20 protein-coding genes and 1 tRNA gene are annotated in these 24,470 nt (G+C 71.0%); 12 read left to right on the top strand and 9 right to left on the bottom strand.

The genetic code is table 11. The annotated features are described in order from the left end of the window. Positions 1–80 precede the first annotated feature (80 nt). From GH740_RS07180 to GH740_RS07170, 3 genes are all read right to left on the bottom strand, one after another. Positions 81–950, bottom strand: coding sequence for an SAM-dependent methyltransferase (locus GH740_RS07180; protein ID WP_153745378.1), 870 nt, complete (start codon positions 948–950; stop codon positions 81–83). A gap of 218 nt (positions 951–1,168) precedes the next feature. After that, entirely contained in the window at positions 1,169–1,573 is a 405-nt protein-coding gene (locus GH740_RS07175) for a hypothetical protein (protein WP_153745377.1), read from the bottom strand. A gap of 104 nt (positions 1,574–1,677) precedes the next feature. Further along, a tRNA-Met gene (locus GH740_RS07170) sits at positions 1,678–1,750 on the bottom strand. A gap of 242 nt (positions 1,751–1,992) precedes the next feature. On the opposite strand from GH740_RS07170, the gene GH740_RS07165 reads away from it, so the two are divergent. Then, positions 1,993–5,133: a S8 family serine peptidase gene (locus GH740_RS07165; RefSeq protein ID WP_153745376.1), complete on the top strand. Its 3,141-nt coding sequence runs from the start codon at positions 1,993–1,995 to the stop codon at positions 5,131–5,133. A 110-nt stretch (positions 5,134–5,243) separates the two neighbouring features. Then, positions 5,244–6,215, top strand: coding sequence for a hypothetical protein (locus GH740_RS07160; protein ID WP_153745375.1), 972 nt, complete (start codon positions 5,244–5,246; stop codon positions 6,213–6,215). A 10-nt stretch (positions 6,216–6,225) separates the two neighbouring features. On the opposite strand, the gene GH740_RS07155 is transcribed toward GH740_RS07160, so the two are convergent. After that, complete coding sequence (locus tag GH740_RS07155; RefSeq protein WP_153745374.1) at positions 6,226–6,657, bottom strand: VOC family protein; 432 nt, start codon at positions 6,655–6,657, stop codon at positions 6,226–6,228. 88 nt (positions 6,658–6,745) lie between these two features. Here GH740_RS07155 and GH740_RS07150 point away from each other — a divergent pair, with 88 nt between their 5' ends. From GH740_RS07150 to ligD, 3 genes are all read left to right on the top strand, one after another. Next, positions 6,746–9,175, top strand: a complete 2,430-nt coding sequence (locus GH740_RS07150) for an ATP-dependent helicase (protein ID WP_153745373.1) — start codon at positions 6,746–6,748, stop codon at positions 9,173–9,175. Positions 9,176–9,201: 26 nt separating this feature from the next. Then, complete coding sequence (locus tag GH740_RS07145) at positions 9,202–10,500, top strand: SseB family protein (RefSeq protein ID WP_153745372.1); 1,299 nt, start codon at positions 9,202–9,204, stop codon at positions 10,498–10,500. Positions 10,501–10,565: 65 nt separating this feature from the next. Beyond that, complete coding sequence (gene ligD / locus GH740_RS07140; protein WP_153745371.1) at positions 10,566–11,591, top strand: non-homologous end-joining DNA ligase; 1,026 nt, start codon at positions 10,566–10,568, stop codon at positions 11,589–11,591. 6 nt (positions 11,592–11,597) lie between these two features. On the opposite strand, the gene GH740_RS07135 is transcribed toward ligD, so the two are convergent. Both GH740_RS07135 and GH740_RS07130 read right to left on the bottom strand, forming a co-directional pair. Further along, entirely contained in the window at positions 11,598–12,641 is a 1,044-nt protein-coding gene (locus tag GH740_RS07135; protein WP_153745370.1) for an ATP-dependent DNA ligase, read from the bottom strand. A 198-nt stretch (positions 12,642–12,839) separates the two neighbouring features. Then, positions 12,840–13,514 (bottom strand): TetR/AcrR family transcriptional regulator, encoded by a 675-nt coding sequence (locus GH740_RS07130; protein ID WP_153745369.1) that lies wholly within the window; start codon positions 13,512–13,514, stop codon positions 12,840–12,842. A gap of 179 nt (positions 13,515–13,693) precedes the next feature. Between GH740_RS07130 and sucC the strand changes: the two genes are divergently transcribed. The 4 genes from sucC (at position 13,694) to GH740_RS07110 (ending at position 17,199) form a co-directional block, all read left to right on the top strand. Further along, positions 13,694–14,857 carry an ADP-forming succinate--CoA ligase subunit beta gene (gene sucC / locus GH740_RS07125; RefSeq protein ID WP_367640965.1) on the top strand — a complete coding sequence of 388 codons (1,164 nt, stop codon included), beginning with the start codon at positions 13,694–13,696 and terminating at the stop codon, positions 14,855–14,857. A 28-nt stretch (positions 14,858–14,885) separates the two neighbouring features. Beyond that, positions 14,886–15,788 carry a succinate--CoA ligase subunit alpha gene (gene sucD, locus GH740_RS07120; RefSeq protein ID WP_153745367.1) on the top strand — a complete coding sequence of 301 codons (903 nt, stop codon included), beginning with the start codon at positions 14,886–14,888 and terminating at the stop codon, positions 15,786–15,788. Positions 15,789–15,874: 86 nt separating this feature from the next. After that, positions 15,875–16,633, top strand: coding sequence for an MBL fold metallo-hydrolase (locus GH740_RS07115; protein ID WP_153745366.1), 759 nt, complete (start codon positions 15,875–15,877; stop codon positions 16,631–16,633). 125 nt (positions 16,634–16,758) lie between these two features. After that, entirely contained in the window at positions 16,759–17,199 is a 441-nt protein-coding gene (locus tag GH740_RS07110; RefSeq protein WP_153745365.1) for a nitroreductase family deazaflavin-dependent oxidoreductase, read from the top strand. Between the two features lies 1 nt (position 17,200). Here GH740_RS07110 and GH740_RS07105 read toward each other — a convergent pair whose 3' ends face one another. Both GH740_RS07105 and GH740_RS07100 read right to left on the bottom strand, forming a co-directional pair. Beyond that, positions 17,201–17,596 carry a VOC family protein gene (locus tag GH740_RS07105; RefSeq protein WP_153745364.1) on the bottom strand — a complete coding sequence of 132 codons (396 nt, stop codon included), beginning with the start codon at positions 17,594–17,596 and terminating at the stop codon, positions 17,201–17,203. Between the two features lie 61 nt (positions 17,597–17,657). Then, positions 17,658–19,118 carry an NCS2 family permease gene (locus GH740_RS07100; RefSeq protein WP_153745363.1) on the bottom strand — a complete coding sequence of 487 codons (1,461 nt, stop codon included), beginning with the start codon at positions 19,116–19,118 and terminating at the stop codon, positions 17,658–17,660. Between the two features lie 137 nt (positions 19,119–19,255). Between GH740_RS07100 and GH740_RS07095 the strand changes: the two genes are divergently transcribed. Genes GH740_RS07095 through purH form a run of 3 tightly spaced genes read left to right on the top strand, consistent with a single transcriptional unit; the run spans position 19,256 to position 22,941 of the window. Further along, complete coding sequence (locus tag GH740_RS07095) at positions 19,256–20,653, top strand: DUF6350 family protein (protein ID WP_216644919.1); 1,398 nt, start codon at positions 19,256–19,258, stop codon at positions 20,651–20,653. Between the two features lie 43 nt (positions 20,654–20,696). Continuing rightward, positions 20,697–21,299: a phosphoribosylglycinamide formyltransferase gene (gene purN / locus GH740_RS07090; protein ID WP_367640961.1), complete on the top strand. Its 603-nt coding sequence runs from the start codon at positions 20,697–20,699 to the stop codon at positions 21,297–21,299. 28 nt (positions 21,300–21,327) lie between these two features. Next, positions 21,328–22,941 carry a bifunctional phosphoribosylaminoimidazolecarboxamide formyltransferase/IMP cyclohydrolase gene (gene purH, locus GH740_RS07085; RefSeq protein ID WP_153745362.1) on the top strand — a complete coding sequence of 538 codons (1,614 nt, stop codon included), beginning with the start codon at positions 21,328–21,330 and terminating at the stop codon, positions 22,939–22,941. A gap of 53 nt (positions 22,942–22,994) precedes the next feature. On the opposite strand, the gene GH740_RS07080 is transcribed toward purH, so the two are convergent. Then, a complete protein-coding gene (locus GH740_RS07080) occupies positions 22,995–24,410 on the bottom strand; it encodes an NAD(P)/FAD-dependent oxidoreductase (protein ID WP_153745361.1) in 1,416 nt (471 codons plus the stop codon). Positions 24,411–24,470 lie beyond the last annotated feature (60 nt).

Below are 24,470 nucleotides of genomic sequence, written 5' to 3'. Positions count from 1 at the left end.
TTTCCACAGCGGGGTGAACAGCGGGAAACCGCCACGATGCCGCGTGCCTGATGACGGTCAGCCGCGACGACGGGCCGCGGTCAGCCGGGTCGGCGGGCGGTGACGAACCCGCCGCGCTGCGGCGGTGGCACGGCCGCGGCATCCCGTCCGATCTGGAGGGGCCGCGCATAGCGGGCCTCGAGGTTGGACACCGGCACGGGCGTGACATCCCAGCCCGCCTCCGCGAGCACCGCGGCCGGGTCGGGGGGATCGGTGCGGGCGAGCAGCTCGTCCATCGGGATGCCGGTGGTCAGCGCGAACGTGCGCAGCCGTTCGCGCGTCTCGGGGGTGTCCATCAGCTGGGGTGCGCGCTCGATCACCGCGCGGGAGCCGGGTGCCGAAAGGTCGATGACGTCCTGCAGCAGCGCGCGCTGATCGTGCGACGCGAGGTAGGGGAGGAGCCCTTCGAGCACCCAGTGCGTGGGTCGGTCCGGGCGGAAGCCGGCGGCCACGGCGCGCGCCGCCCACGGCCCGGTGACGTCGACGCCGATCGGCACGCGACGGCATCGCGCAGTGGCGCCGGCGGCCGCCATCGTCGTGTCGACGAACGCGACGACCTGCGGCGAGTCCAGTTCGAACACGGCGGTGCCGTCCAACCAGTCCAGGCGCCAGGAGCGGGTGTCCAGGCCGCTGCCGAGGATGACGACCTGCGGCAGCGCCGCGCGGCGGAGTTCGTCGTCGATGAAGCGCGTGCGCAGGGCGATGTAGGTGGCGCCCAGCAGCATCGACTCGTCGATGGGGGACACGGCGGCATCCGCCGGCCACGTCTCGGGGAACGGCACGGGCGTCTGCGACGCGCGCACGAGGTGCAACGCCCAGGGGTCCTCGACGAGCGGGTCCGCGCGGGTGGATTCCAGCGCGCGCGCCGCCGCGACGGCGACCGCCGTGACGCCGACTCCGTCGATGGGCATGCCTCGATCCTGGCGCGGCGGGCGGGGCGGACGCGGGGCTATTCGCTGGGGGCGTAACGTGCTCGCGCTCGCGGAGTGGTCGCAATTTCGCGCATTGCGGGCTCCGCGCGGGGAATCCCGTCCACTCCTCGAGCGGCTGTGGCGCAGAGTGGTCGCGATCCCGCGGAAACCGGCACGGTCGTGCAGAATCGCGTCCACTCCGTGGAGAAGGCGGGCCCCTAAGCGAACTCGGGACGGGTTATCTGGATGAACTCCTTGACGGCGGCACGAGCGGCCAGCCTTTCCGTCTCACAGGTCCCGTGCGGCCCGCGCTTCTCTCGGGCGTTCACATAATCCAAGACGCTGCGACGCACGGTGTTCGCGGCTTGCGCCACGCTCTCGGGGCCCAGCAATGCGATCATGTACCTCGCCGTCGAGAGGTCGGTCTTGTCCTCATCGATGCGACCGGGATCGATCGTGGCGTCGGCGCGCGCCGCGTAGCGCAGCCGGCGGGCAGCTACCAAGAGCTGCGCGCACGCCCTCAGCCCGCAGATCCCGTGCTCGTTCCGTATCTCTTTGCTTCTTCGCGGTCCGATCTCGCAACAGTTCGATGGCGCCGGCGAGAACTGCGCCCACGATGACACCGATGAAGCCCCACAGCGCGTCCGTCATGATGAGCAGACGATACGCCGGCGGCGGCGAGAAGGACACCTTCCGAAACGGCTCCCAGTCGACCCCGCGAAAGTCGACGCGACGGCGGGAGTCGAACCCGCTGCACGACCGGGTATGAACCGGCGCCCGGGACCACCCGGACCGTCGCGATTGGTCCACCGTAGGCGGCATGTCCGACAACGCCGACCGCGGTGACGCCCCGTGAACCGGGATGACGTCGGATGACATCCCGAGGCAGTCCGCGGCATCCCGCGCGTGAGACGCCTCTCATGTAGGGCTTTGTCCATTGACCGGGGTTCAGCCATCTCTTAGCGTTCCCTCGGGTGCCCTTCAGTCCTGCAGAACGGGGCCGACTCCGGGCACACGCTCAACGAAGAGAAGGCGGGAATCCATGAACAGATGGACCTGGGACAAGCGAATGCTCGTCCTGGTCGGCGCTCTTGCGCTGACGCTGCCGGCGACCGCGGCCACCGCCGCGACCAACGGTGACACGAACCCCGACCCCGCGGCGCGGTTCGAGACGATGACAGCCGGAACCGGCCGCGTCTCATCCTCGTTCGTCGCCAAGAGCGCGAACCCGGCGCGACACGTCAGCGTCATCGTCCAGATGACCGGCGACCCGGTCGCCGTCGTGCAGGCACAGAAGGGGCGCAAGCTCACCGGTGCCGAGCGCAACGCGATAAAGAAGCAGCTGAAGTCCGCGCAGGACGGCATCACGGGTGCCATCCGCGCGAAGGGCGGCAAGATCGAATCGCAGATGCAGTCCGCGTACAACGGCCTGCAGATCAACATCCCCGCCAATCAGATCGATGCCGTCGCGGCGCTGCCCGGGGTCCAGCAGGTTTACCCGGCGACTACGCACACGCTCGACAACACCGTGTCGGTGCCGTTCCTGGGCATCCCCGCCGTCTGGCAGGACACCGGCTACACCGGCGCCGGTGTCAAGGTCGCCGTCATCGACACCGGTATCGACTACACGCATGCCGACTTCGGCGGCCCTGGCACCGTGGCCGCGTACGACGCGGCCCACGCCGCCGAGGCGCAGCCCGCGGATCCGGCCCTGTTCGGCCCGGCCGCCGCGCGCGTCAAGGGCGGCACCGACCTCGTCGGCGACGCCTACGATGCCGACGACCCGGCATCGGTGCCCAAGCCCGACCCCAACCCGCTGGACTGCAACGGGCATGGCAGCCACGTCGCCGGCACCGCCGCCGGCAGCGGCGTGAACGCCGACGGGTCGACGTACACCGGCCCCTACGACGCGTCGACACCGTCCCGCTCGTTCAAGGTCGGACCCGGCGTCGCCCCGAAGGCCGACCTCTACGCCGTCCGGGTGTTCGGCTGCAACGGCAGCACGAACGTCGTCGTCCCGGCGATCGACTGGGCCGTCGACCACGGCATGAACGTCATCAACATGTCGCTCGGCTCGTCGTTCGGCCGCGCCGACGACCCCGACGCCCAGGCCGCGTCGAACGCCGTCGCCGCCGGTGTCGTCGTCGTGACATCCTCCGGCAACTCCGGCCCGAGCCCCTATCTCACCGGTTCGCCCGGTGTCGGCGACGGCGTGATCACGGTCGCGGCCGTCGACAGCACGCCCTCGTTCCCCGGCGCCGCCATCGCGGTCGGCGGCAAGACGCTCACCGCTATCAACGCGAACGGCGCCGACCTGTCCAACCTGCCGCCGATGACCGTCGTCGTCCTCAAGGACGACCCGGCCACCCCCGAGAATGAGGCCCTGGGCTGCTCGGTCGCCGCGTACACGAAGGCCGGCGTGGTCGCCGGAGGCGGCCAGCTTGCCGTCTCGCAGCGCGGCACCTGCGCGCGCGTCGCGAAGGCGATCTTCGCGCAGCAGGCGGGAGCATCGGCCGCGCTGATGGTCAACAACACGAACGCGCTGCCGCCGTTCGAGGGCACCATCACCGAGAACCCCGACGACGGCACTCCATTCACCGTGACGATCCCGTTCCTCGGCGTCTCGATGGCGGACGGCCCCACGTTGACCGCCGCCGCGGGCACGCAGGCGACGATCACGCCGCAGGCCATCCAGAACCCGTCGTTCCGCCACTACGCCGACTTCTCGTCGAGCGGCCCGCGGTCCGGTGATAGCGCTATCGCCCCGGACGTCGCCGCTCCCGGCGTGTCCATCGCGTCGGCCGGGGTCGGCACGGGCTCCGGCAGCGCGGTGCTGTCGGGCACGTCGATGGCGTCCCCGCATGTGGCCGGCGTCGCCGCGCTGACGGTCCAGGCCCACCCGGGCTGGTCCGCAGTGGATGTCGCCTCGCTGCTGCAGGTCACGGCCAACCCGACCAAGGTGATCGGGCAGGACAACACCCGCGGCGGCGTCGGGCTCATCGATGCCGCGGCCGCCGTGGCCGGCACGGTCACGGCATCCAGCGATACCGGGCGCACCCCGAGCGGGAAGGTCACGCAGCCGACGGTGAGCTTCGGCTTCGACAGCTCGACCGGGATGCTGCGGGAAAGCCGCGCGATCCAGCTGACGAACCACGGCACCACCGCGACGACCTACCAGGTCAGGACGGCCGCCACCGGGGCGTCCGAGGATGCCACCGTCACGGTGTCGCCGTCGCGGGTCACCGTCCAGCCGGGCAAGACGGTGTCGGTGACGGTGAACCTCACCGCCGGCGCGCGCACCATCGGCTCGTCGCTGGCGGATGACGCGTTCTACGAGATCTCCGGCGACGTCGTGTTCACGGCGCCGAGCTCGACACTGCGCGTGCCGTATCTGCTGGTCCCGCGCGCCGACTCGAACGTGACGTCCACCTCGACCGGTCGCTGGTTCGTGAAGGACGCCGGCACCAAGGGCGGCACCTACCAGGTCGCGCTGCAGAACAAGGGCGGGGCGCTGGATGCCTCGGCCGACTTCTACACGTGGGGCCTGAGCCGGGCCTCGTCGATGAAGAAGGGTGCGGCCGATCCCGGCCTCGACCTGCGAGCCGCCGGCGTGCAGTCGTTCGGCACCGGGTCGAACGCCCTGTACGTTTTCGCCGTCAGCATGCACTCCCGCTGGTCGAACCCCGCCTCGATCGACGTCGAGATCCCTCTCGACTTCGACCACGACGGCACGACCGACCGGACCGTGATCGTCGCCGACAACGGCCTCGTGACCACCGGTTCCGTCGACGGGATCGATCGGGTGTTCGTCCTGAACAACGCGACGGGCGCGCTGTTCGCGACGAACTTCCTGCCGCAGGCGCCGACCGACAGCAGCACGATGGTGATCCCGGTGTTCGCCAGCTCGCTGCAGGCGTCGGGGGCGTTCGACTACACGGTGGGCGCCTTCTCGATCACCGACAGCACGGTGTTCACCGAGTTCGGCGGCACGGCATCGTACGACCCGGCGGCGCCGGGCGTCGAAAACGGCCAGTTCGGCGTCGTCCCCGTGGGCGGCACGGCCAGCTTCGGCGTGACGGTCGATCCGGCCGCGTTCCGGACGCTCAAGCCGCTGGGCACGATGATCGTGGTGCCGGACAACAAGGCGGGCGCCGGCGAGGCGATCCTGCTCGAGATGCGCTGAGCGCGACACGTGGGGGGCGGCCGGTGATACCGGTCGCCCTTCACGGCGTCGCGTGCGGGCGGCGCGATCGGGCGTTCGGGGCGACCCGCGCCCATCGGTAGGATCTATCCATGGCGACGGCGGACAGGCGAGGCATCCTCGCTGTCGCGATCCTCGTACTCCTCCTGGCGCTGGCCGCGGGCGTCGCCATGGTGGTCGCGAACGCCGTCGACACGCAGGCGCTGGGCGCTGATCCCGGCGCCATCACGCCCGACGACCAGCTCATGGCATGGTTCGCGCGGATCCTGCTCGTGCTCGCGGTGGCGTGGCTCGCGATCGGGTTCGCCGCCGCCCGCACGAGCCTCGTCCGCCGGCCCGGCGCCGCCGCCGCGCGCGCGTCGTGGCTGGCCGCGACACGCCCCTGGCGGGCGCGGGAGTCGACGCTCGGGATGCTGTCGCTGGACCGCTGGCTGCTGTTCGCGGTGCCGGTGGCGCTGCTGATCGCCACCCGCGCGGTGCAGAGCTCGTTCACGGGCTGGCTGCGCCTTGTCGTCGTGATCGGCGCCTGGACCGTGTTCGCCCTCGTGCTGCGCATCGTCGTCCGCGAGCGCTCGCCGTGGCCGGTGATCGCCGCCGTCGGCGGCGCCGTCGTGCTGCGCTGTCTGCTCACGCTCATCGCGCTGTCGGTCGCCGGTCCGGGCGGGTACTGGTACGCGTTCTGGGAGATGTCCGTCGCCCGCGGCGCCTACGTGACGGTCGCGTTCGCCCTGTTCCTGTGGCTGTTCGTGGTCGCCGGCTGGTCCCTGTTCGCGCAGCTGGGCGCCCGTCGCGGCATCGGCGCGGTCCTGTGCGGGGTGGGTGCGGCGGTCGCGGTGCCCGCGCTACTGGTTGCCGTCGTGGGCATCGAGCGAACCCTCACGGTCTGGGACGATCGCGCAGGGCTCCTGCCGTGGGGACTCGAGCGCATCGTCGCGGTCACGCTGCAACTAGACATCCCGGACGCCACCGTGTGGTGGGTGGCCGCGGCGGGCGTCGTGGTGCTCGCGGCGGGTGCGCTGCTGACCGTGCGACGGGATGCCGTGCGCCGGCCCGTGGCTTCCTGATCCGGTTCGGTCACGCGAGTCCGGCCGCCTCCATGAGCTCTCGTCCCAACGGCTGCGGGTTGTACGCCACCTCCCATCGGAATCCATCCGGGTCGGCGAAGTACCCGGAGTAGCCGCCCCACTCGCGCTGCTGCGCGGGCCGCACCATCTCGGCGCCGGCCGCCGCAGCGTCCGCGAGGACGGCGTCCACGCCCGCGGCATCCGGCATGTTGTGGGAGAGCGTGATCGGCGGAATACCGGTGTCGGCACCCAGCGGCCCCACCTCGGCTTCGAAGCCGGCACGGCTCCACAGCGACAGCATCACGGTCGGTGCGACACGGAAGAAGATCACCTCGCCGTTCGCTTCCAACGCGGGCTCCCATCCCAGGCCGTCCACATAGAAGCGACGGGTCGCGGCGATGTCGGCAACCGCGAGCGTGATGAAGGTCAGACGTGCATCCATGCGGCAACCGTAGCGGCAGCCGCGGACATCGGGGCCGGCATCCCGGGCCGGGAACGGTGTCGGCAGCCGCGCCTAGACTCTAAGAGCCATGACCGACGCACTCTCGCCCCTCATCGTCGGCGGGGATTCCGGTCCCCGCGCGGGCGGCCGACCCGACGAGGACCTCCTCGAAGGGCTCAACCCGCAACAGCGGGAAGCCGTCGTGTACCGGGGGCCGGCGCTGCTGATCGTCGCGGGCGCCGGGTCCGGCAAGACGCGGGTGCTCACGCACCGGGTCGCCTCGCTGCTGCGCAACAAGGAGGCCTGGCCGAGCCAGATCCTGGCGATCACGTTCACGAACAAGGCCGCCGGTGAGATGCGGGAGCGCGTCGCGCAGCTGGTGGGGCAGCACGCGCAGGGCATGTGGATCTCCACATTCCACTCCGCGTGCGTGCGGATCCTGCGCCGCGAGGCCGAGCAGTTCGGGTTCACGAAGGCGTTCACGATCTACGACTCCGGAGACTCGCGGGCGCTGGTCAAGCGGCTCGTGAAGGAGCACGAGGCGGACGCCTTCGGGCTGACGCCCGCCGCCGTGCAGAGCCGCATCTCGAAGCTGAAGAACGAACTCTCCGACGCGGAGTCGTACGCGCGGCAGGCGAACATGTCCGATCCCGCCGAACGCAAGTTCGTCGAGGTGTTCGGGGACTACCAGCGGGCCCTGCAGAAGGCGAACGCATTCGACTTCGACGACCTCATCGCGCAGACGGTGTACCTTTTCCGCGCCTTCCCGCATGTCGCTGACCTGTACCGGCGCCGGTTCCGGCACATCCTCGTCGACGAGTACCAGGACACGAACCACGCCCAGTACGCGCTGATCCGGGAGCTCACCCGCCCCGTCACCGGACGGGCCGCCGAGCCGTATGCCGCCGGCGGCATGATGATCTTCGAGCCGGACCAGGCGCCCGAGGTGGAGGCCGCGTCGCTGACCGTCGTGGGCGACTCGGACCAGTCGATCTACGCGTTCCGCGGTGCCGACATCCGCAACATCACCGAATTCGAGCGTGACTATCCCGGCGCCAAGGTCGTACTGCTCGAGCAGAACTACCGCTCGACCCAGAACATCCTGTCCGCCGCGAACGCCGTCATCAGCCACAACTTCGACCGCAAGGACAAGCGGCTGTGGACGGATGTCGGCGCGGGCGAGAAGATCGTCGGCTACACCGGATACTCCCAGCACGACGAGGCGCAGTTCGTCGCCGACGAGATCGAGACGCTGCGCCGCGGCAGCATCGGGTACGCCCAGATGGCCGTCTTCTACCGGACGAACTCGCAGTCGCGGGCGCTGGAGGAGATCTTCATCCGCGCTGCCATCCCGTACAAGATCATGGGCGGCACCCGGTTCTACGAGCGCGCCGAGATCAAGGACGCCCTCGCCTACCTGACCGCGGTCGCCAACCCCGCAGACGAGATGGCCCTGCGCCGGATCATCAACAAGCCCCGGCGGGGCATCGGCGACGTCACCGTCGAGACGATCGCCCGGTACGCCGCCGACGAGGGCATCACGTTCCGCGACGCTCTCGCGAACGCGTCCGCGCTGGGCGTCGGGCCGAAGCTGCAGGCCGCGATCGGCCGGCTGGACGCCGCGCTGGCCGAGGCATCCGAGATCATGCTCCCCTCATCCGGTGAGATCGCCCCACCCACGGCCGTCGCCGATGGGCTGTCGCTCCTGCTCGGCCAGAGCGGCTATCGCGACGCCCTGCAGATGAGCCGCGACCCGCAGGACGAGGCGCGGCTGGAGAACCTCGACGAGCTCGTGGCCGTCGCCCGCGAGTTCGCGCGGAACAATCCGGAGGGCACGATCCTCGACTTCCTCACCGAGGTCGCCCTCGTCTCCGACGCGGACGACCTCGACGACGCGTCCGGCACGGTCTCGCTGATGACTCTGCACACGGCGAAGGGGCTCGAGTACGACACCGTGTTCATCACCGGCGTCGAAGAGGACCTGATCCCGCACCGGATCTCCGCCGGTGAGCCCGGCGGGCCGGCCGAGGAGCGTCGCCTGTTCTACGTGGGCGTCACCCGGGCCCGCACGCGGCTGTACCTCACGCTGGCGATGACCCGCGCCCAGTTCGGCGAGGTGACCGTGGCGATGCCCAGCCGGTTCCTGCAGGAGGTCCCCGCCGAGCTCGTGGACTGGCGGCAGTCGCCGGGGGATGTCAATTCCCGCGGCGGAATGCAGTCCCGTGCGCTGAACGCACGGCGGCCCGGGAGCTGGGGCGGACGGCGCCACGACGATCCGCCGCCGCTGAAGCCGACATCCACCGCGATGGAGCGGTTCCCCAATCGCATCCCGGCGCGCGTCCGCGACAACGGCGACATGGAGCTGGCCGGGGGCGACCGCATCCGTCACGAGGATTTCGGCGAGGGCATCGTCGACCTCGTCACCGGCGAGGGGGCGAAACGGGTCGCGCACGTCAGGTTCGACACGGCCGGCGCGAAGAAGCTTCTCATCAAGATCGCGCCTATCGAGAAGCTGTGAATCGCGCGCCGGGTTAGGGTTGCGGAATGGCACTTTTCTCACGCGGCTCGAAGGCGAACGACGCAGGGGACGAGGCAACGACGCCGACCACCGACGCCGACACCGCGCCCGCGGCGCCCGACGAGCCCGAAGACCGGACGGCCGCCGAGGCCGCCGCACCGGCCGAGACGGTGCCCGACGTCGGCATCTCGACGACCTCGTATGGGGGGTTCGGCGCCGAGACCGCCGCGGCGGCACCCGCGCCCACGCTGACCGGTGAGGCGCCCGCTCCCACCGAGACGATTCCCGGCCTGCCGGACAACGTGGTGCTGCGCGCGGCGCTGGCCGCCCTGGGCACCGAGCCGGAGGGCCACGAGGTCCTGAACGTCGCTCGCCAGCTTCTGCAGGGCAACGTCTACCTGCGGGTCAAGGGCAATGCGCAGGAGCTGATGAACTCCGGCGCCGAGATTCCGCTCGCGATCGCCACCCGCGATGAGGGCAACTTCGTGATGGTGTACAGCTGCGGCGAGGCGCTCGCGACCGCGGTCAACGCCGACGGCGACACCGAGACATCCGCGATGGGGCAGGCTGCGCCGGCCGTGCTGCAGTACGTGTTGCAGGGCGGGTTCGCCGGCGTGATCATCGACCACGCCTCGGCGCCCGCCTCGGTGGTCCTGCCGCGCGCCCTGTTCGAGCGCATGTTCGCGGAGATGGATGCCGAGCTGACGCTGAAGCGCCTCGTAACCGGACCGCGCACCGACGAGACTGCGGCCATCGTCGCGCAGGCTCTCACCCACGCCCCGCTGTGGATCGCCGTGAACCGTGCCTCCGAGGAGGATGAGTGGGGCGTCGCCGAGTCGCGCACCGACGCCGGCGAGCGGATCCTCCCCATCTTCTCGCACCCCCTCGAGGTCGTGGCGCTCGGGCGCGGCGACCAGCCCGTCGCGTTCTCCGCGGCGCAGCTCGGCTCGGCCCTGCGCAGCGATACGGAGATCGCCGGCATCGTCGTAGACCCGGCGGGCCCGTGGATCCGGCTGGACCGCGACGAGCTCACGCCCGTGATGGACCTGCCGGAGCCGGCCGCCGATGAGCAGGCCGCAGACGGGGCGGATGCCGAGGACGTCGACGTCGACGAGGCGCACGACGTCGAGGATGTCGAAGCGGACGACGACGAGGACGCCCAGGACGCGGAGGACGTCGACTCGGAGGATGTCGAAGATGCCATCGGTCCGGACGGCCCCCAGCCCGCCGACGAGGAGACCCGAGCCGATGACGAGTCCGCGGCGGACGACGACTCCGGGGCGGACGACGACGCACCGCCCTCCCGCGAGGACGACAAGGCCTGACACCCGGCTGCCGGCGGCATCCGGGTTCCTTCCGGGACGTCGGTGGCGGCGGATAGCCTGAGCAGATGGCATCCGCGCGGATCACGCTGACCGTCCCCGGCCCCCACGGCGACCGGGAGGTCGGCCTGTCGAACCCGAGCCGCGTGCTCTGGCCCGAGCAGGGGATCACGAAGCGTGACCTCGCCGAGTACCTGATCGCCGTGGCGGAGCCCTTCCTGGCCGCGAACGGCGCTCGCCCCGTGTCGCTGCAGCGTTACCCCGACGGCGTGGACGGGGAGAGCTTCTTCTCGAAGAACCCGCCCCGCGGCGCACCGGACTACGTCGACGCTGTCACCGTGACGTACAACAGTGGGCGACGACATCCACAGCTCGTGATCACCGAGATTGCGGCAGCCGTCTGGGCGGCGCAGATGAACACCGTCGTGTTCCACCCCTGGGCCTCCCTTGCGGACGACACCGACAACCCCGTCGAGCTGCGCATCGACCTCGACCCGCAGCCGGGCACCGACTTCGCGGACGCGGTCGCCGTCGCGCCGGCGCTGCGTGATGTGCTCGCCGAGGGCGGGCTGGACGCGTGGATCAAGACCAGCGGCAGCCGCGGCCTGCACGTGTTCTGCCCGATCGAGCCGCGCCACGAGTTCCTCGACGTCCGTCACGCGGTGATCGCCGCGGGCCGCGAGCTCGCACGGCGGATGCCGGACCAGGTGACGGTGGACTGGTGGAAAGAGGAGCGCGGGCGGCGCATCTTCGTGGACTTCAATCAGGCCAACCGTGACCGCACGATGGCGGGCGCGTACAGTCCGCGGGCGCTTCCCGGCGCGACGGTGTCGACGCCCGTGACGTGGGAGGAACTGGCATCCGTCGATCCCTCCTCATTCACCGTGCGGACCATGCCGCGGCGCCTCGCTGAGGTGGGCGATCCTTGGGCCGAGTTCGCGATGAAGCCGGGGCGCATCGACACGCTGCTGCAGTGGTGGGAGCGCGACGTCGCCGACGGGCTCGGTGAGCTGCCGTTCCCGCCCGAGTTTCCGAAGATGCCGGGGGAGCCGCCGCGGGTGCAGCCAAGTCGTGCCCGCAAGACCGAGGACTGAGAGGAGTCAGGCCAGCACGTTGTCGACGTCGAACGCCGACACGACCTCCAGCTGATCGAACCTGCACGATCCCGGGTCGCGGTCGGGGCGCCACCGCTCGAACTGAACGGTGTGGCGGAACCGCGCGCCCTCGAGTTGGTCGTACCGCACCTCGAGCACGCGCTCGGGGCGCAGCCGGACGAACGAGACATCCTTGTCGGCGCTGAACCGGGACTTGTCAGTCGCGCCGGTCACCGCCTGGCCGTTGGCATCCTTCTCCACCAGCGGGGCGAGTTCGTCGACGAGCTGTTCGCGCCGGGCGTTGCTGAACGCCGAGACCGCGCCGACGTTGTGCAGCTGCCCCGTGGCGGTGTACAGGCCGAGCAGCAGCGAGCCGACGCCGCTGCCGGATTTGTGCACGCGGTAACCGAGCGCGACGACGTCCGCGGTGCGGGCGTGCTTGATCTTGAACATCGTGCGCTTGTTCGGGGCGTACGGCTGGGCCAAGGGCTTGGCCACGACGCCGTCGAGGCCCGCGCCCTCGAACTCATCGAGCCAGCGGCGGGCGAGGTCGGCATCCCGGGTCGTCCGGGTGAGGTGCAGGGGATGCGGCAGGCCACCGATCAGGTCCTCCAGTTCCGCGCGTCGGACGGCGAACGGCTCGGTCTGCAGGTCGCGGTCGCCGCGGGCGAGCAGATCGAACGCGACGAACATCGCCGGAGTCTCGTCCGCCAGTCGCGCGACACGCGAAGCGGCGGGGTGGATGCGCTGCGTGAGCGCCTCCCAGTCCAACCGACGATGGCCCGGCTCGCCCGTGGGCACCGCTATCTCGCCGTCGAGCAGGCACGGCTCGGGGAGCAGGCGGGAGAAGGCCTCGACGAGCTCGGGGAAGTAGCGGGTGAGCGGCTTTGCGCCGCGGCTGCCGATCTCGACGGTCGCGCCGTCCCACGAGACCAGGCCGCGGAACCCGTCCCACTTGGGCTCGTAGCTGAGCCCGCCCGGCACGCTGTCCGGCGCGGGCACGGACGGGACGGCTTTGGCGAGCATCGGCGCGGGGATCTCATGCGGCATGCGTCCATCCTCCCGGCTCTCCCCTCTCCCGTCGACCCCGCCCCCGTTCCGCCCCAGCTCCGCGAGGCAGCCCCGAACTTCGCGAGGCAGCCCCGAACTCCGCGAGGCATCCCCGAACTTGCCGAGGCATCCCCGAACCAGAGGTCGAATCTCGGGGATTTGGGGGATGTCTCGCGGATTTGGGGGATGTCTCGCGAGTCAGGGGGTGCGGGGGAGGGTGCGCTGCAGGCGCCGCGCGACCTCGGCCGCGGGCGTGCGGCGCGGGAACACCGCGATCACTATGTCGTCGTCGCCGGGGGCGGCATCCTCATCCAGCACCCCGAACCTGCGCATCGCGTTGTTCAGCGCGTCGCGCAGCACGGAGACCGGGACGTGCTTCGAGCCGCGGATCAGCCGGCGCAGCACGTGATTGTGGATCGCGGTGACGGTCGCGGCGAAGCTCACCGCGTCCAGCGGATCCAGACCGGGCAGCGCCTGACGCAGATACTCGTCGAACAGTCGCTCGTACCGGAACACCGTCACGATCTCCCGTTCGCGCAGAGCCGGGACCTGCCGCACGACCGCGTACCGGCGCCGCGCCAGCTCGGGATCCGACGCGAAATGGCGGAACACCTTCAGCGAGGCATCCCGCACCGCCACCCACGGATCGTCGTGCGGCTTGGCGAGCTCGCCCCGCAGCATGTCCAGCAGCAGCTCGTGGTCGGCGAACACGACGTCGTCCTTGCCGCCGAACTGACGGAAGAACGTCGACCGCGACACCCCCGCCGCCTGCGCTATCTGCTCCACCGAGGTGGCCTCGAACCCCTGACGGTCGAACAGGTCCAGCGCCGCCGCCATCACCGCGGTGTGCGGGGCGGGCGAAGTGGTGCTCATCCCACCGAGCGTACCCGCGGGATGCCGCCGGTCGCGGCATGGGTCGCGGCGGCGCCCACGGATGCCTTGCGCCATGTGCTCCCAGTCTCGGGTAGTAGGCTGGGGGATTGGTCGATTTATCTCGACATCGAGACGTTTTCGCCTCGCCACCCCGCATTCGTCCCAACGAAGGATTGCACGTGGATCTCTACGAGTACCAGGCACGAGACTTGTTCGAACAGTATGAGGTGCCGGTGCTCCCCGGTATCGTCGCGGACACACCCGAGGAAGTGAGGGCCGCCGCCGAGAAGCTCGGCGGGGTCGTCGTGGTCAAGGCGCAGGTCAAGACCGGCGGCCGTGGCAAGGCCGGCGGTGTCAAGGTCGCGAAGACCCCCGACGAGGCGTACGAGGCCGCCAAGGCCATCCTCGGCCTGGACATCAAGGGCCACATCGTCAAGCGCGTCATGGTCGCCGGCGGCGCCCGGATCGCGAAGGAGTTCTACTTCTCCGTGCTGCTGGACCGCGCCAACCGCTCCTACCTCTCCCTGGCGAGCGTCGAGGGCGGCATGGAGATCGAGCAGCTCGCCGTCGAGAAGCCGGAGGCGCTCGCTCGCGTCGAGGTCGACCCGCTCACCGGCATCGACCACGCCACGGCGCTCGAGATCGCCAAGGCCGCGCGCTTCGACGACGAGCTGGCGCCCAAGGTCGCCGACGTCTTCGTCAAGCTCTTCAATGTGTACAAGGGCGAGGACGCGACCCTCGTCGAAGTGAACCCGCTCGTGCAGACCGAGGAGGGCGACATCATCGCCCTCGACGGCAAGGTGTCCCTCGACGACAACGCCGCGTTCCGGCATCCCGCGCATGAGGGGCTCGAGGACCGGTCGGCCGCCGACCCGCTCGAGGCCAAGGCCAAGCAGCACAACCTGAACTACGTCAAGCTCGACGGCCAGGTCGGCATCATCGGCAATGGCGCGGGCCTTGTCATGTCGACGCTGGACGTCGTCGCGTATGCCGGCGAGAAGCACGGCGGCGTGAAACCGGCGAACTTCCTCGACATCGGCGGCGGCGCCTCCGCCACCGTGATGGCCGCGGGGCTGGATGTCATCCTCGGCGACGCGCAGGTCAAGAGCGTGTTCGTGAACGTGTTCGGCGGCATCACGTCCTGCGTGGCCGTCGCGGAGGGCATCGTGAAGGCCCTCGAGATCCTCGGGGATGCCGCCACCAAGCCGCTCGTGGTCCGGCTCGACGGCAACCAGGTCGAGCAGGGCCGCGCGGTCCTCGCCGCCGCGAACCACCCGCTGGTGACCCTGGCTGCCGGCATGGATGAGGGCGCCGACAAGGCGGCCGAGCTGGCGAACGCCTGACCCTGACGACCAGACAAGGACGAGAGAAATGTCGATCTACCTCAACAAGGACTCCAAGGTCATCGTGCAGGGCATCACCGGCGGTGAGGGCACCAAGCACACCGCGCTCATGCTCAAGGCCGGGACGAACGTCGTCGGCGGCGTGAACGCCCGCAAGGCCGGTACCACGGTGTCGCATGTCGACCGCGACGGCAACCCGGTCGAGCTGCCGGTGTTCGCCTCCGTGGCCGAGGCCATCGAGAAGACCGGCGCGGACGTGTCGATAGCGTTCGTGCCGCCGGCGTTCACGAAGGACGCGATGGTCGAGGCCATCGACACCGAGATCCCGCTGCTCGTGGTCATCACCGAAGGCGTGCCGGTCGGCGACACCGCCGAGGCGTGGGCGTACGCGCAGAGCAAGGGCAACAAGACCCGCATCATCGGGCCGAACTGCCCCGGGATCATCACCCCCGGCGAGGCGCTCGTGGGCATCACCCCCGCGAACATCACCGGCAAGGGGTCGATCGGCCTGGTCTCGAAGTCGGGCACGCTGACGTACCAGATGATGTTCGAGCTGCGCGACCTCGGCTTCTCGACGGCGATCGGCATCGGCGGCGACCCGGTGATCGGCACCACGCACATCGACGCGCTTGCCGCGTTCGAGGCCGACCCCGAGACGAAGGCCATCGTGATGATCGGCGAGATCGGCGGCGACGCCGAGGAGCGTGCGGCCGAGTTCATCAAGGCCCATGTCACGAAGCCGGTCGTCGGCTACGTCGCCGGCTTCACGGCTCCCGAAGGCAAGACGATGGGCCACGCCGGCGCCATCGTGTCCGGCTCGGCCGGCACCGCGCAGGCCAAGAAGGAGGCCCTCGAGGCCGCCGGCGTCAAGGTCGGCAAGACGCCCAGCGAGACGGCCGCCCTGATGCGCGAGATCATCACGGCGCTCTAGGTCTCACAGACGGATGCCGCAGCCCCGCACCGCGGGAGGCTGCGGCATCCGCGTTTGTGGCCCCGGCGATGCGGCACGATGAGGACATGACACGATTCCCCACCACGGTCACCCTCATCGGCGGTCCCACGACCGTCATCGACTACGCCGGCGTGCGGCTGCTCACCGACCCGACGTTCGACCCGCCCGGCGATTATCCCGGCGGCGGCGTGGGGCTGCACAAGCTCACCGGGCCGGCGCTGGGTCCCGACGAGATCGGCGACGTCGACGTCGTGCTGCTCTCGCACGACCAGCATCCCGATAACCTCGACGCCGCCGGCCGCGCGTATCTGCCCCGCGTGGGGACCGTGCTCTCGACACTCGACGCGGCGGCGCGGATCGATGGCGTCACCGGGCTCGCGGCATGGCAGACGCACACCGTCGGGGATGTCGAGATCACGGGTCTGCCGGCACGGCACGGGCCCGTCGGCTGCGAACCGATGTCCGGCGCGGTGACCGGGTTCCTGCTGCGCGCGCCGGACGCGCCGACCGTGTACGTCTCGGGCGACAACGCCGCCGTCGAGATCGTCCAGCAGATCGTCGACCGGGTCGGGCCGCTCGACATCGCGCTGCTGTTCGCGGGCGCCGCCAACGTCGGACGGTTCGGCGACGAGGACATGACGCTGAACGCGCGCACGGCCGTCGACGCGGCGCGGGTGCTCGGCGATGCCGTGATCGTCCCTCTGCACGCCGAGGGATGGCATCACTTCAGCGAGACCCGTGAGCGGCTCGTGCGCGAGTTCGGGCTCGCCGGGCTGGCCGGGCGCCTGCGCGTGCCGACCGCGGGGGAGAAGCTCACGCTGTGACGCGGCGTCGTGCGGCATCCGGCACTGCCCGCGGCCCGCGGGACGCGGCATCCCGGGACGGCAGGTCTCAGGACCCGGGATGCCGCGCGGCCACCGGTCCCCGCGGGCGGCGTTAGCGTAGAGACATGCCTCTGACCGGAGAATACAGACCGAGCACCGCGGACTGGGCGCGCACGCAGGCCGAGAAATTCGAGTCGAGCGGCGGCGCCGAGGCGAACACCATGCGCGGCAAGCCCATCATCGTGCTGACCACCGTCGGGGCGCGGACCGGTGCGCTGCGCAAGACCGCGCTGATGCGTGTCGAGCATGACGGCCGGTACGCGGTCGTCGCCTCGAAGGGTGGGGCTCCGGCCGAGCCGAAGTGGGCATCGAACATGCGCAAGCACCCCCACGTCGAGCTGCAGGACGGCGCGGTCAAGCGCGACTACACCGCGCGTGAGCTCAGCGGCGCCGAACGCGACGCGTGGTGGGCGCGGGCGGTCGAGGCGTGGCCGGACTACGCCGAGTACCAGAAGAAGACCGACCGGGTCATCGCGGTGTTCGCGCTCGACCCGCGCGAGGGATGACTCACCCGGCGTAGCCGATAAGCCACGTGACACCGAAGCGATCGGCGACTTGACCGTCGTGGTCGCCCCACGGCCGGGCCTGCAGGGGATCGACGACCCTCCCGCCCTCGGCGAGAGCCGAGAACCAGGCCTCCAGCGTGCCCGCGTCGGCGGTGCCGAGCAGGGCGAACATTGCGCCGCGGATGTTCATCGGCTCCTCGCCGGGCGCCGCGTCCGCCGCGAAAAGCTCCACCGGTCCGGTCAGGGTCCCGTGGGCAACGGCATCCCGGGGCCCGTCGTCGCGGCCGGCCTGCGCGTACGTGGCGATGGTGATCTCGCCGCCGAACACCCCTTGGTAGAACGTGAGCGCCGCGTGCGCGGTTCCGGGCAAGAGCAGGTACGGCGTCGGTCCGGTCATGCGCCGACGCTACACCGCCGCCGCCGTCACGGATGACGACGACGGCGGTGCGAGCGAACCATCAGCCGCCGAGCAGGGCCTCGAGCGGGCCGCGCGCGAAGTAGATCACGAATCCGGCGGCCACGATCCACAGCAGCGGGCTTATCTGCCGGGCCTTGCCCGACAGGCTGCGCACCACTGCCCACGCGATGAAGCCGGCACCGATGCCGTTGGCGATCGAGTACGTGAACGGCATGATCGCGACCGTCACGAACACCGGCACCAGCACCGACATCTCGGTGAGGTTGATGCGCCGGATCTGCGCCATCATCAGCGCACCCACGATCACCAGCGCCGCTGCGGCGATCTCGCTGGGCACTATCGAGGTCAGCGGCGTGATGAACATGGCCAGCAGGAACAGCACACCGGTCACGAGGTTCGCGAGCCCGGTGCGCGCCCCCTCGCCGATGCCGGATGCCGACTCCACGAAGACGGTGTTCGACGACCCGGATGTGCCGCCGCCGACCACGGCGCCGACGCCTTCGATGATCAGCGCGGACTTGAGGCGCGGGAAGTCGCCCTTCTTGTCGGACAGGCCGGCCTCCTCGGCGAGGCCCGTCATCGTGCCCATTGCGTCGAAGAAGTTCGTGAACACCAGCGTGAACACCAGCATGACGCAGGCGATCACGCCGATCCGGCCCCAGCTGGAGACCAGGTCGACCTGGCCGATCAGGCCGAGGTCCGGGATGCTGAACCACTGCGAGGGAAGGGTGGGCACCGACATCCCCCACCCACCGGGGTTGTTCACGCGGCTGCCGAGGTGCCAAATGGCCTCGACGATCATCGCGACGATGGTGCCGGACACGAGCGCTATCAGCAGCGCCGCCTTGACCTTGCGGGCCATCAGGATGCCGGCCAGCAGCAGGGTCAGCACGAACAGCAGCACCGGCACCGTGGCGATCGAGCCGCCGACGCCCAGTCCGACCGGCGGCGAGGGGACCCCGCTCGCGGTGACCAGGCCGGCGTCGACGAGGCCGATGAACGCGATGAACATGCCGATGCCGACGGTGATGGCGATCTTCAGCTCCATCGGGATGGCGTCCATGATCATGCGACGCAGCCCGGTGGCCGACAGCAGCACGATGATGAGGCCGTTGATGACCACGAGCCCCATCGCCTCGGCCCATGTGAGCTGTCCGACGACGCTCACCGCCAGGAACGAGTTGATGCCCAGGCCCGCGGCGAACGCGAACGGCAGGCGGGCGACCAGGCCGAACAGGATCGTCATGACACCGGCGGTGAGCGCGGTGACGGCGGCCAGCTGCTGATTCTGCAGCACCGCGCCGGCGACGTCCTTGGTCCCGCCGAGGATGATCGGGTTCAGGATGACGATGTAGGCCATCGTCACGAATGTGACAAGACCACCGCGGATCTCGGTGCCGAGGGTGGATCCGCGCGCGGTGATCTCGAAGAACCGGTCGAAGCCGTTCTTCGGTTCGCGGGGACTTTCGGCCGTGGTCACGGGGGCAGGGGCTGTGCTCATATCGGGGGAACCTCCGAGAGAAACCTAGCGTCAACTCGGCGCTTGCACAGCATTCTTTCAGCAATGGCTTCCATTCCGTCGTCCGGGCGCGCCCGGCGCGCCGGATTCCGAGCAGCTGGGTAGTGTCGAGGACGCCCATGCACCGAGTCCTCGTCGCCGTCCTCGCCGCGTTCGACGCCGCCGTCACCGCCGCCGTCGGACTCGTCGTCGTCCTCGCGCCGCTGACCCTGCTGTGGGTGGCGGGCATGAGCTCCCCGCACTGGGTCGGCCTGTGGCCGGCCACCGCCGCCATCTGGCAGCTCGGCCACCTCGTCCCGGTCGTCCTGCACCTGCCCGTGGAGTACCTGGCGGCCGCCGGGATCCCGGAGGGTGCGGCATCCTTCACTCTGTCGCTGGCACCGCTGGCCCTCGCCGGTCTCACGGCGCTGTTCGCCGCCCGCTCCGGCGCCCGCGCCGGCCGCAGCGGCCGCGGCACCGTCGGCGTCATCGCCGGCACCGTCGTGTTCGCGGCCGTCGCCGTGATCGTCGCCGCCACCGCGCGGACGCCGATAGCGGTCACCGCGCTGTGGCAGGCGGTGCTGCTGCCGGTGGCGGTGTTCGCGATCCCTGCCGCCGCGGCCGCCATCGCGGTGTCCTGGCGGGACGCGGCCGGCCGCGCGGTGCGGCTGCGCGCGCTCCTCCTGGATCTGCCGGGGATGTGGCCGGAGGCTCCCGCGCTCGTCCTGCGCGGGGCCGCGGCGGCGCTGACCGCCCTGTGCGGTGCGGGGGCCCTCGCCATCACGGTGGCGCTGCTGGCGCGCGGCGACGAGGTCGTCGCCCTGTATCAGGCGGGAAACCTGGATGCCGCGGGCGTTATCGTCGTCTCGCTCGCACAGCTCGCCTTCCTGCCCACGCTCGTGGTGTGGGCGGTGTCGTTCCTGGCCGGCCCCGGGTTCGCGGTCGGCCTGGACACCGCGGTGTCTCCCGCCGGCACGCAACTGGGCATCGTCCCCGGCATCCCGATCCTCGGGGGACTGCCCGAGTCGGTGTCGCCGCTCCTGCTCGGCGTCGTGCTGCTGCCGATCGCGGCCGGCGGCGTCGCCGGCTGGGTGCTGCGGGACCGGGTCCGGGCCCTGACGACCGCCCCCGAGTACGGTCTGCGCGTCGTGCTGGCGGTCGGCGTCGCGGCGGTGACCGGCGGCGGCGCGGCCCTGATGGCGTGGCTCGCGTCCGGCTCGATCGGCCCGGGACGCCTCGCCCACGTGGGGCCGCAGCCGGGGGCGGTCGCGCTCGCCGTCGGCGTCGAAGTGCTCATCGGCGCGGCCGTGCTGCTGCTCGGCCCGGACGTCGCCGACCGGCCCCGGCACGGCGTCGCGGCGGATGCGCCCGGCCGGGCCGCATCGTCCGCGTGGGACCCCGACCGCGGGTGGACCGGCGACGCTTCCCTTCCGCGCGAGGCCCCGGCGGCGCCGCATCAGGGCGCCGCCCCGCCGGACGCGGACGCCACCGAGACGCAGCCGATCGATCCCGGATTCCTGCGCGAGCGCGGGGACTGACACAGCGTCAGGGCAGCGCCGACCCGATGGGTAGACTGGGCGCGTGCTCACGGTCGCGGTCCTCATCTCGGGCACCGGCTCCAATCTGCGGGCCCTGCTCGACGCCGCCGCCGACCCCGCCTACCCCGCGCGGATCGTCGTCGTCGGCGCCGATCGCGAGGCGGACGGGCTCGAGCACGCGGAGGCGTTCGGCATCCCGACGTTCACCGTCCCGTATGAGGCGTATCCGTCGCGGGAGGAGTGGGGCCGGGAGCTCGACGCGCAGCTGCGGGCGTGGAACCCCGATCTCGTCGTGCTCAGCGGCCTGATGCGGCTGCTGCCGGCATCCGTGGTCGCGGCCTGGTCGCCGCGGATAGTGAACACGCACCCGGCGTACCTCCCGGAATTCCCCGGAGCCCACGGCGTGCGCGACGCGCTGACGGCCGGCGTCACGCTGACCGGAGCCAGCGTCATCGTCGTCGACGACGGAGTCGACAGCGGTCCGATCCTCGCCCAGGAGCGTGTGAGCGTGCTCCCCGGCGACGACGAGCACACCCTGCACGACCGCATCAAGCCCGTCGAGCGGCGCCTGCTCATCGACGTGGTGCGACGTGTCGCCACCGGGGACCTCGACCTCGCCGCGACATCCGTCCCGCGCATCCGCTGACAGCATCCGAGAAAAATCAGGAGAACACATGGCCGGCCCCCGACACGATCCCTCCCTCTACCGCGAGCGCGACGTCGTGCCGATCAGGCGCGCCCTGGTCTCGGTCAGCGACAAGACCGACCTCGTGCCGCTGGCCGCGGCCCTGGCCGCGGCGGGCGTGGAGATCGTGTCGACCGGGTCGACGGCCGCCACGATCCGGGATGCCGGGTTCGCCGTCACGGACGTCTCCGCCGTCACCGGGGTGCCCGAGATGCTCGACGGGCGCGTCAAGACGCTGCATCCGTACGTGCACGGCGGGCTGCTGGCCGACCTGCGGCTGCAGGCCCACGAGGACCAGCTCGCCGAGTTCGGCATCCTGCCGTTCGAGCTCGTCGTGGCGAACCTGTACCCGTTCGTGGAGACGGTGCGCTCGGGCGCGGCCGCCGACGACGTCGTGGAGCAGATCGACATCGGCGGACCGGCGATGGTGCGCGCGGCGGCGAAGAACTACGCGAACGTCGCGGTCGTCGTTTCGCCGGAGTCGTACCCGGCCCTGATCGAGGCGGTCGGCGGCGGCGGGACCACGCTCACCCAGCGCAAGCAGCTCGCGGCACGCGCGTTCGCGCACACCGCCGCGTACGACCGGGCCGTGGCCACCTGGTTCTCCGAGGAGACGCTCGCGGACGGCGTCGACCTGCCCCAGCACCTGACGATCAAGGCCGAGCGGATCGCGCCGCTGCGCTACGGGGAGAACGCACACCAGCGGGCGGCGATCTATTCCCGCGTCGGCGGGCACGGCATCGCGCAGGCCGACCTGCTGCAGGGCAAGCCGATGTCGTACAACAACTACGTGGACGCGGATGCCGCGCTGCGCACGGCGTTCGACATGGTGCTGCCGGCCGTGGCGATCATCAAGCACGCGAACCCGTGCGGGATTGCGGTGGCCGCCCCGAACGCGCTGGACCCGATCGCGAGCGCTCATCTGCGCGCGCACGAGTGCGACCCGCTGTCCGCGTTCGGCGGCGTGATAGCCGCGAACCGGACGGTCACCCTGAAAATGGCGGAGAACCTACGGGACATCTTCACGGAGGTGATCGTCGCCCCCGACTTCGAGCCGGAGGCGCTCGAGCTGTTCTCGCTGAAGAAGAACCTGCGCATCCTGCGCCTGCCCGCCGACTGGCAGCAGGAGCGGATGGATGTGCGCCTGGTCTCCGGCGGCTTGCTGCTGCAGGACGCCGACCGGTTCCCCGACGACGACTTCGCGTCGGTCGCGGCGAACTGGGAGCTCGTGTCCGGCGAGCGCCCGACATCCGCTGAGCAGATGCAGAACCTCATCTTCGCGTGGAAGTCGTGCCGCGCCGTGAAGTCCAACGCGATTGTGCTCGCGAAGGACTCCGCGACGGTCGGCATCGGCATGGGCCAGGTGAACCGCGTCGACTCGTGCAAGCTCGCGGTGGAGCGGGCCGGGGGCCGCGTGACCGGCGCGGTCGCGGCATCCGACGCCTATTTCCCGTTCTCGGACGGCCCGGAGATCCTCATGAACGCGGGGGTCACGGCCATCGTGCAGCCGGGCGGCTCCGTGCGCGACGAGGAGACCGTGGACCTGGCCCGCGAGCGCGGCATCACGATGTTCTTCACCGGCGAGCGCCACTTCTTCCACTGATCCGGGATGCCGGCGGCGCCCCGGGCGTCCGTCCGCACCGGACCGGGCACCGCTCAGGCGCTGTCGCGGCCGTACGCCTCGAGCCAGCGCAGCCACACCTCGCCGATCGTGGGGAACGCCGGCACCGCATGCCACAGGCGCTTCAGCGGCACCTCCCCGACCACGGCGATCGTCGCGGCCTGCAGCATCTCCGCGACATCCCGTCCGACGAACGTGGCACCCAACAGCACGCCGCGACCGCGGTCGATGACCGCCCTGGCCCGACCGGTGTAGTTGTCGGCGTGCGTGGCCGAGCCTGAGATGCCAGCGAGGTCGATGTCGACGACACGGACATCATGCCCGGCCGCCTCGGCGGCTGCGGCTGTGAGCCCGACCGAGGCGACCTCGGGATCGGTGAACGTCACCTCCGGCACGGCCGCGTGATCGGCCGTCGCGACGTGCCGGCCCCATGGTGCGTCATCCACCATCGCACCTGCCGCCCGTGCGGCGATCACATCTCCCGCGGCGCGCGCCTGATACTTGCCCTCGTGCGTGAGCAGGGCGCGGTGGTTCACGTCGCCGACGCCGTACAGCCAGGTGGTCCCGTTCACGAGCATCGTGTCGTCCACGTGCAGCCATCCGGTCGGCAGGCCGACGGCCTGAAGTCCGACATCCTCCGTGCGCGGTGCGCGCCCGGTCGCGACGAGCACTTCGCTCGCGTGCACGCTGTCGCCGTCGTCGAGCGCGAGCACGACCGAGCCGTCGGGTCGGCGCTGGACGTCGATCGCCTCGCCGGAGCGGATCTGCACGCCCGCCCGCACCAGACCGTCGCGGACGGCATCCCGCGCGAACGGCTCCGCGCGCCCGAGCAGGCTCGAGCGGACGACCATGGTCACCCGGCTGCCGAGCGCGGCATACGCGGTCGCCATCTCGCATGCGACGGTGCCGCCCCCGATGACAGCCAGCGCATCGGGCACCGCCCGTGCCGACGTGGCCTCGCGGCTGGTCCACGGCTGGGCATCGCGCAGTCCGGGGATGTCGGGGATCGACGCGGTCGTCCCGGTGCACACCGCCACCGCGTGGCGCGCCCGCAGTGTCACGGCCGCGCCGGCAGTCGGGGTGACGGTCACCTCGCGGATTCCGGTGAGGCGCCCGTGCCCCCGTACGAGGTCGATGCCGGCGCTGCGCAGCCACTCCACGTCGCCGTCGTCGGCCCAGTCGTGCGTGAGGCGGTCGCGACGGCGGAAGACGCCTGCCGCATCGACCGGGCCGGTCACCGCCTGGCGTGCACCATCGACGTCCTGGGCTGAGCGGATCGCCGCCGGCGCGCGCAACAGCGCCTTCGACGGGATGCACGCCCAGTACGAGCACTCCCCGCCGACGAGCTCGCTTTCCACCACAACGACCGCCAGGCCGCCCTGCGCCGCGCGATCCGCGACGTTCTCCCCGACGGGTCCGGCGCCGATCACGATGAGGTCGTATGTCTGCATCACCTCACGGTAGGCCGGTGCAGTGTCCGCCGCCACGTGCCGCCGTGCCGCCTCACGCCG

Origin of the sequence: Microbacterium sp. SYP-A9085, assembly GCF_009649635.1 — a bacterium.
Classification (GTDB): domain Bacteria; phylum Actinomycetota; class Actinomycetes; order Actinomycetales; family Microbacteriaceae; genus Microbacterium.
This window is presented reverse-complemented; position numbering and strand designations above follow the sequence as displayed.

Coding starts and splice junctions, on each gene's coding strand:
- GH740_RS07180 (WP_153745378.1), bottom strand. CDS start 950: ATGCCCATCGACGGAGTCGGCGTCACGGCGGTCGCCGTCGCGGCGGCG.
- GH740_RS07165 (WP_153745376.1), top strand. CDS start 1,993: ATGAACAGATGGACCTGGGACAAGCGAATGCTCGTCCTGGTCGGCGCT.
- GH740_RS07160 (WP_153745375.1), top strand. CDS start 5,244: ATGGCGACGGCGGACAGGCGAGGCATCCTCGCTGTCGCGATCCTCGTA.
- GH740_RS07155 (WP_153745374.1), bottom strand. CDS start 6,657: ATGGATGCACGTCTGACCTTCATCACGCTCGCGGTTGCCGACATCGCC.
- GH740_RS07150 (WP_153745373.1), top strand. CDS start 6,746: ATGACCGACGCACTCTCGCCCCTCATCGTCGGCGGGGATTCCGGTCCC.
- GH740_RS07145 (WP_153745372.1), top strand. CDS start 9,202: ATGGCACTTTTCTCACGCGGCTCGAAGGCGAACGACGCAGGGGACGAG.
- ligD (WP_153745371.1), top strand. CDS start 10,566: ATGGCATCCGCGCGGATCACGCTGACCGTCCCCGGCCCCCACGGCGAC.
- GH740_RS07135 (WP_153745370.1), bottom strand. CDS start 12,641: ATGCCGCATGAGATCCCCGCGCCGATGCTCGCCAAAGCCGTCCCGTCC.
- GH740_RS07130 (WP_153745369.1), bottom strand. CDS start 13,514: ATGAGCACCACTTCGCCCGCCCCGCACACCGCGGTGATGGCGGCGGCG.
- sucD (WP_153745367.1), top strand. CDS start 14,886: ATGTCGATCTACCTCAACAAGGACTCCAAGGTCATCGTGCAGGGCATC.
- GH740_RS07115 (WP_153745366.1), top strand. CDS start 15,875: ATGACACGATTCCCCACCACGGTCACCCTCATCGGCGGTCCCACGACC.
- GH740_RS07110 (WP_153745365.1), top strand. CDS start 16,759: ATGCCTCTGACCGGAGAATACAGACCGAGCACCGCGGACTGGGCGCGC.
- GH740_RS07105 (WP_153745364.1), bottom strand. CDS start 17,596: ATGACCGGACCGACGCCGTACCTGCTCTTGCCCGGAACCGCGCACGCG.
- GH740_RS07100 (WP_153745363.1), bottom strand. CDS start 19,118: ATGAGCACAGCCCCTGCCCCCGTGACCACGGCCGAAAGTCCCCGCGAA.
- GH740_RS07095 (WP_216644919.1), top strand. CDS start 19,256: ATGCACCGAGTCCTCGTCGCCGTCCTCGCCGCGTTCGACGCCGCCGTC.
- purH (WP_153745362.1), top strand. CDS start 21,328: ATGGCCGGCCCCCGACACGATCCCTCCCTCTACCGCGAGCGCGACGTC.
- GH740_RS07080 (WP_153745361.1), bottom strand. CDS start 24,410: ATGCAGACATACGACCTCATCGTGATCGGCGCCGGACCCGTCGGGGAG.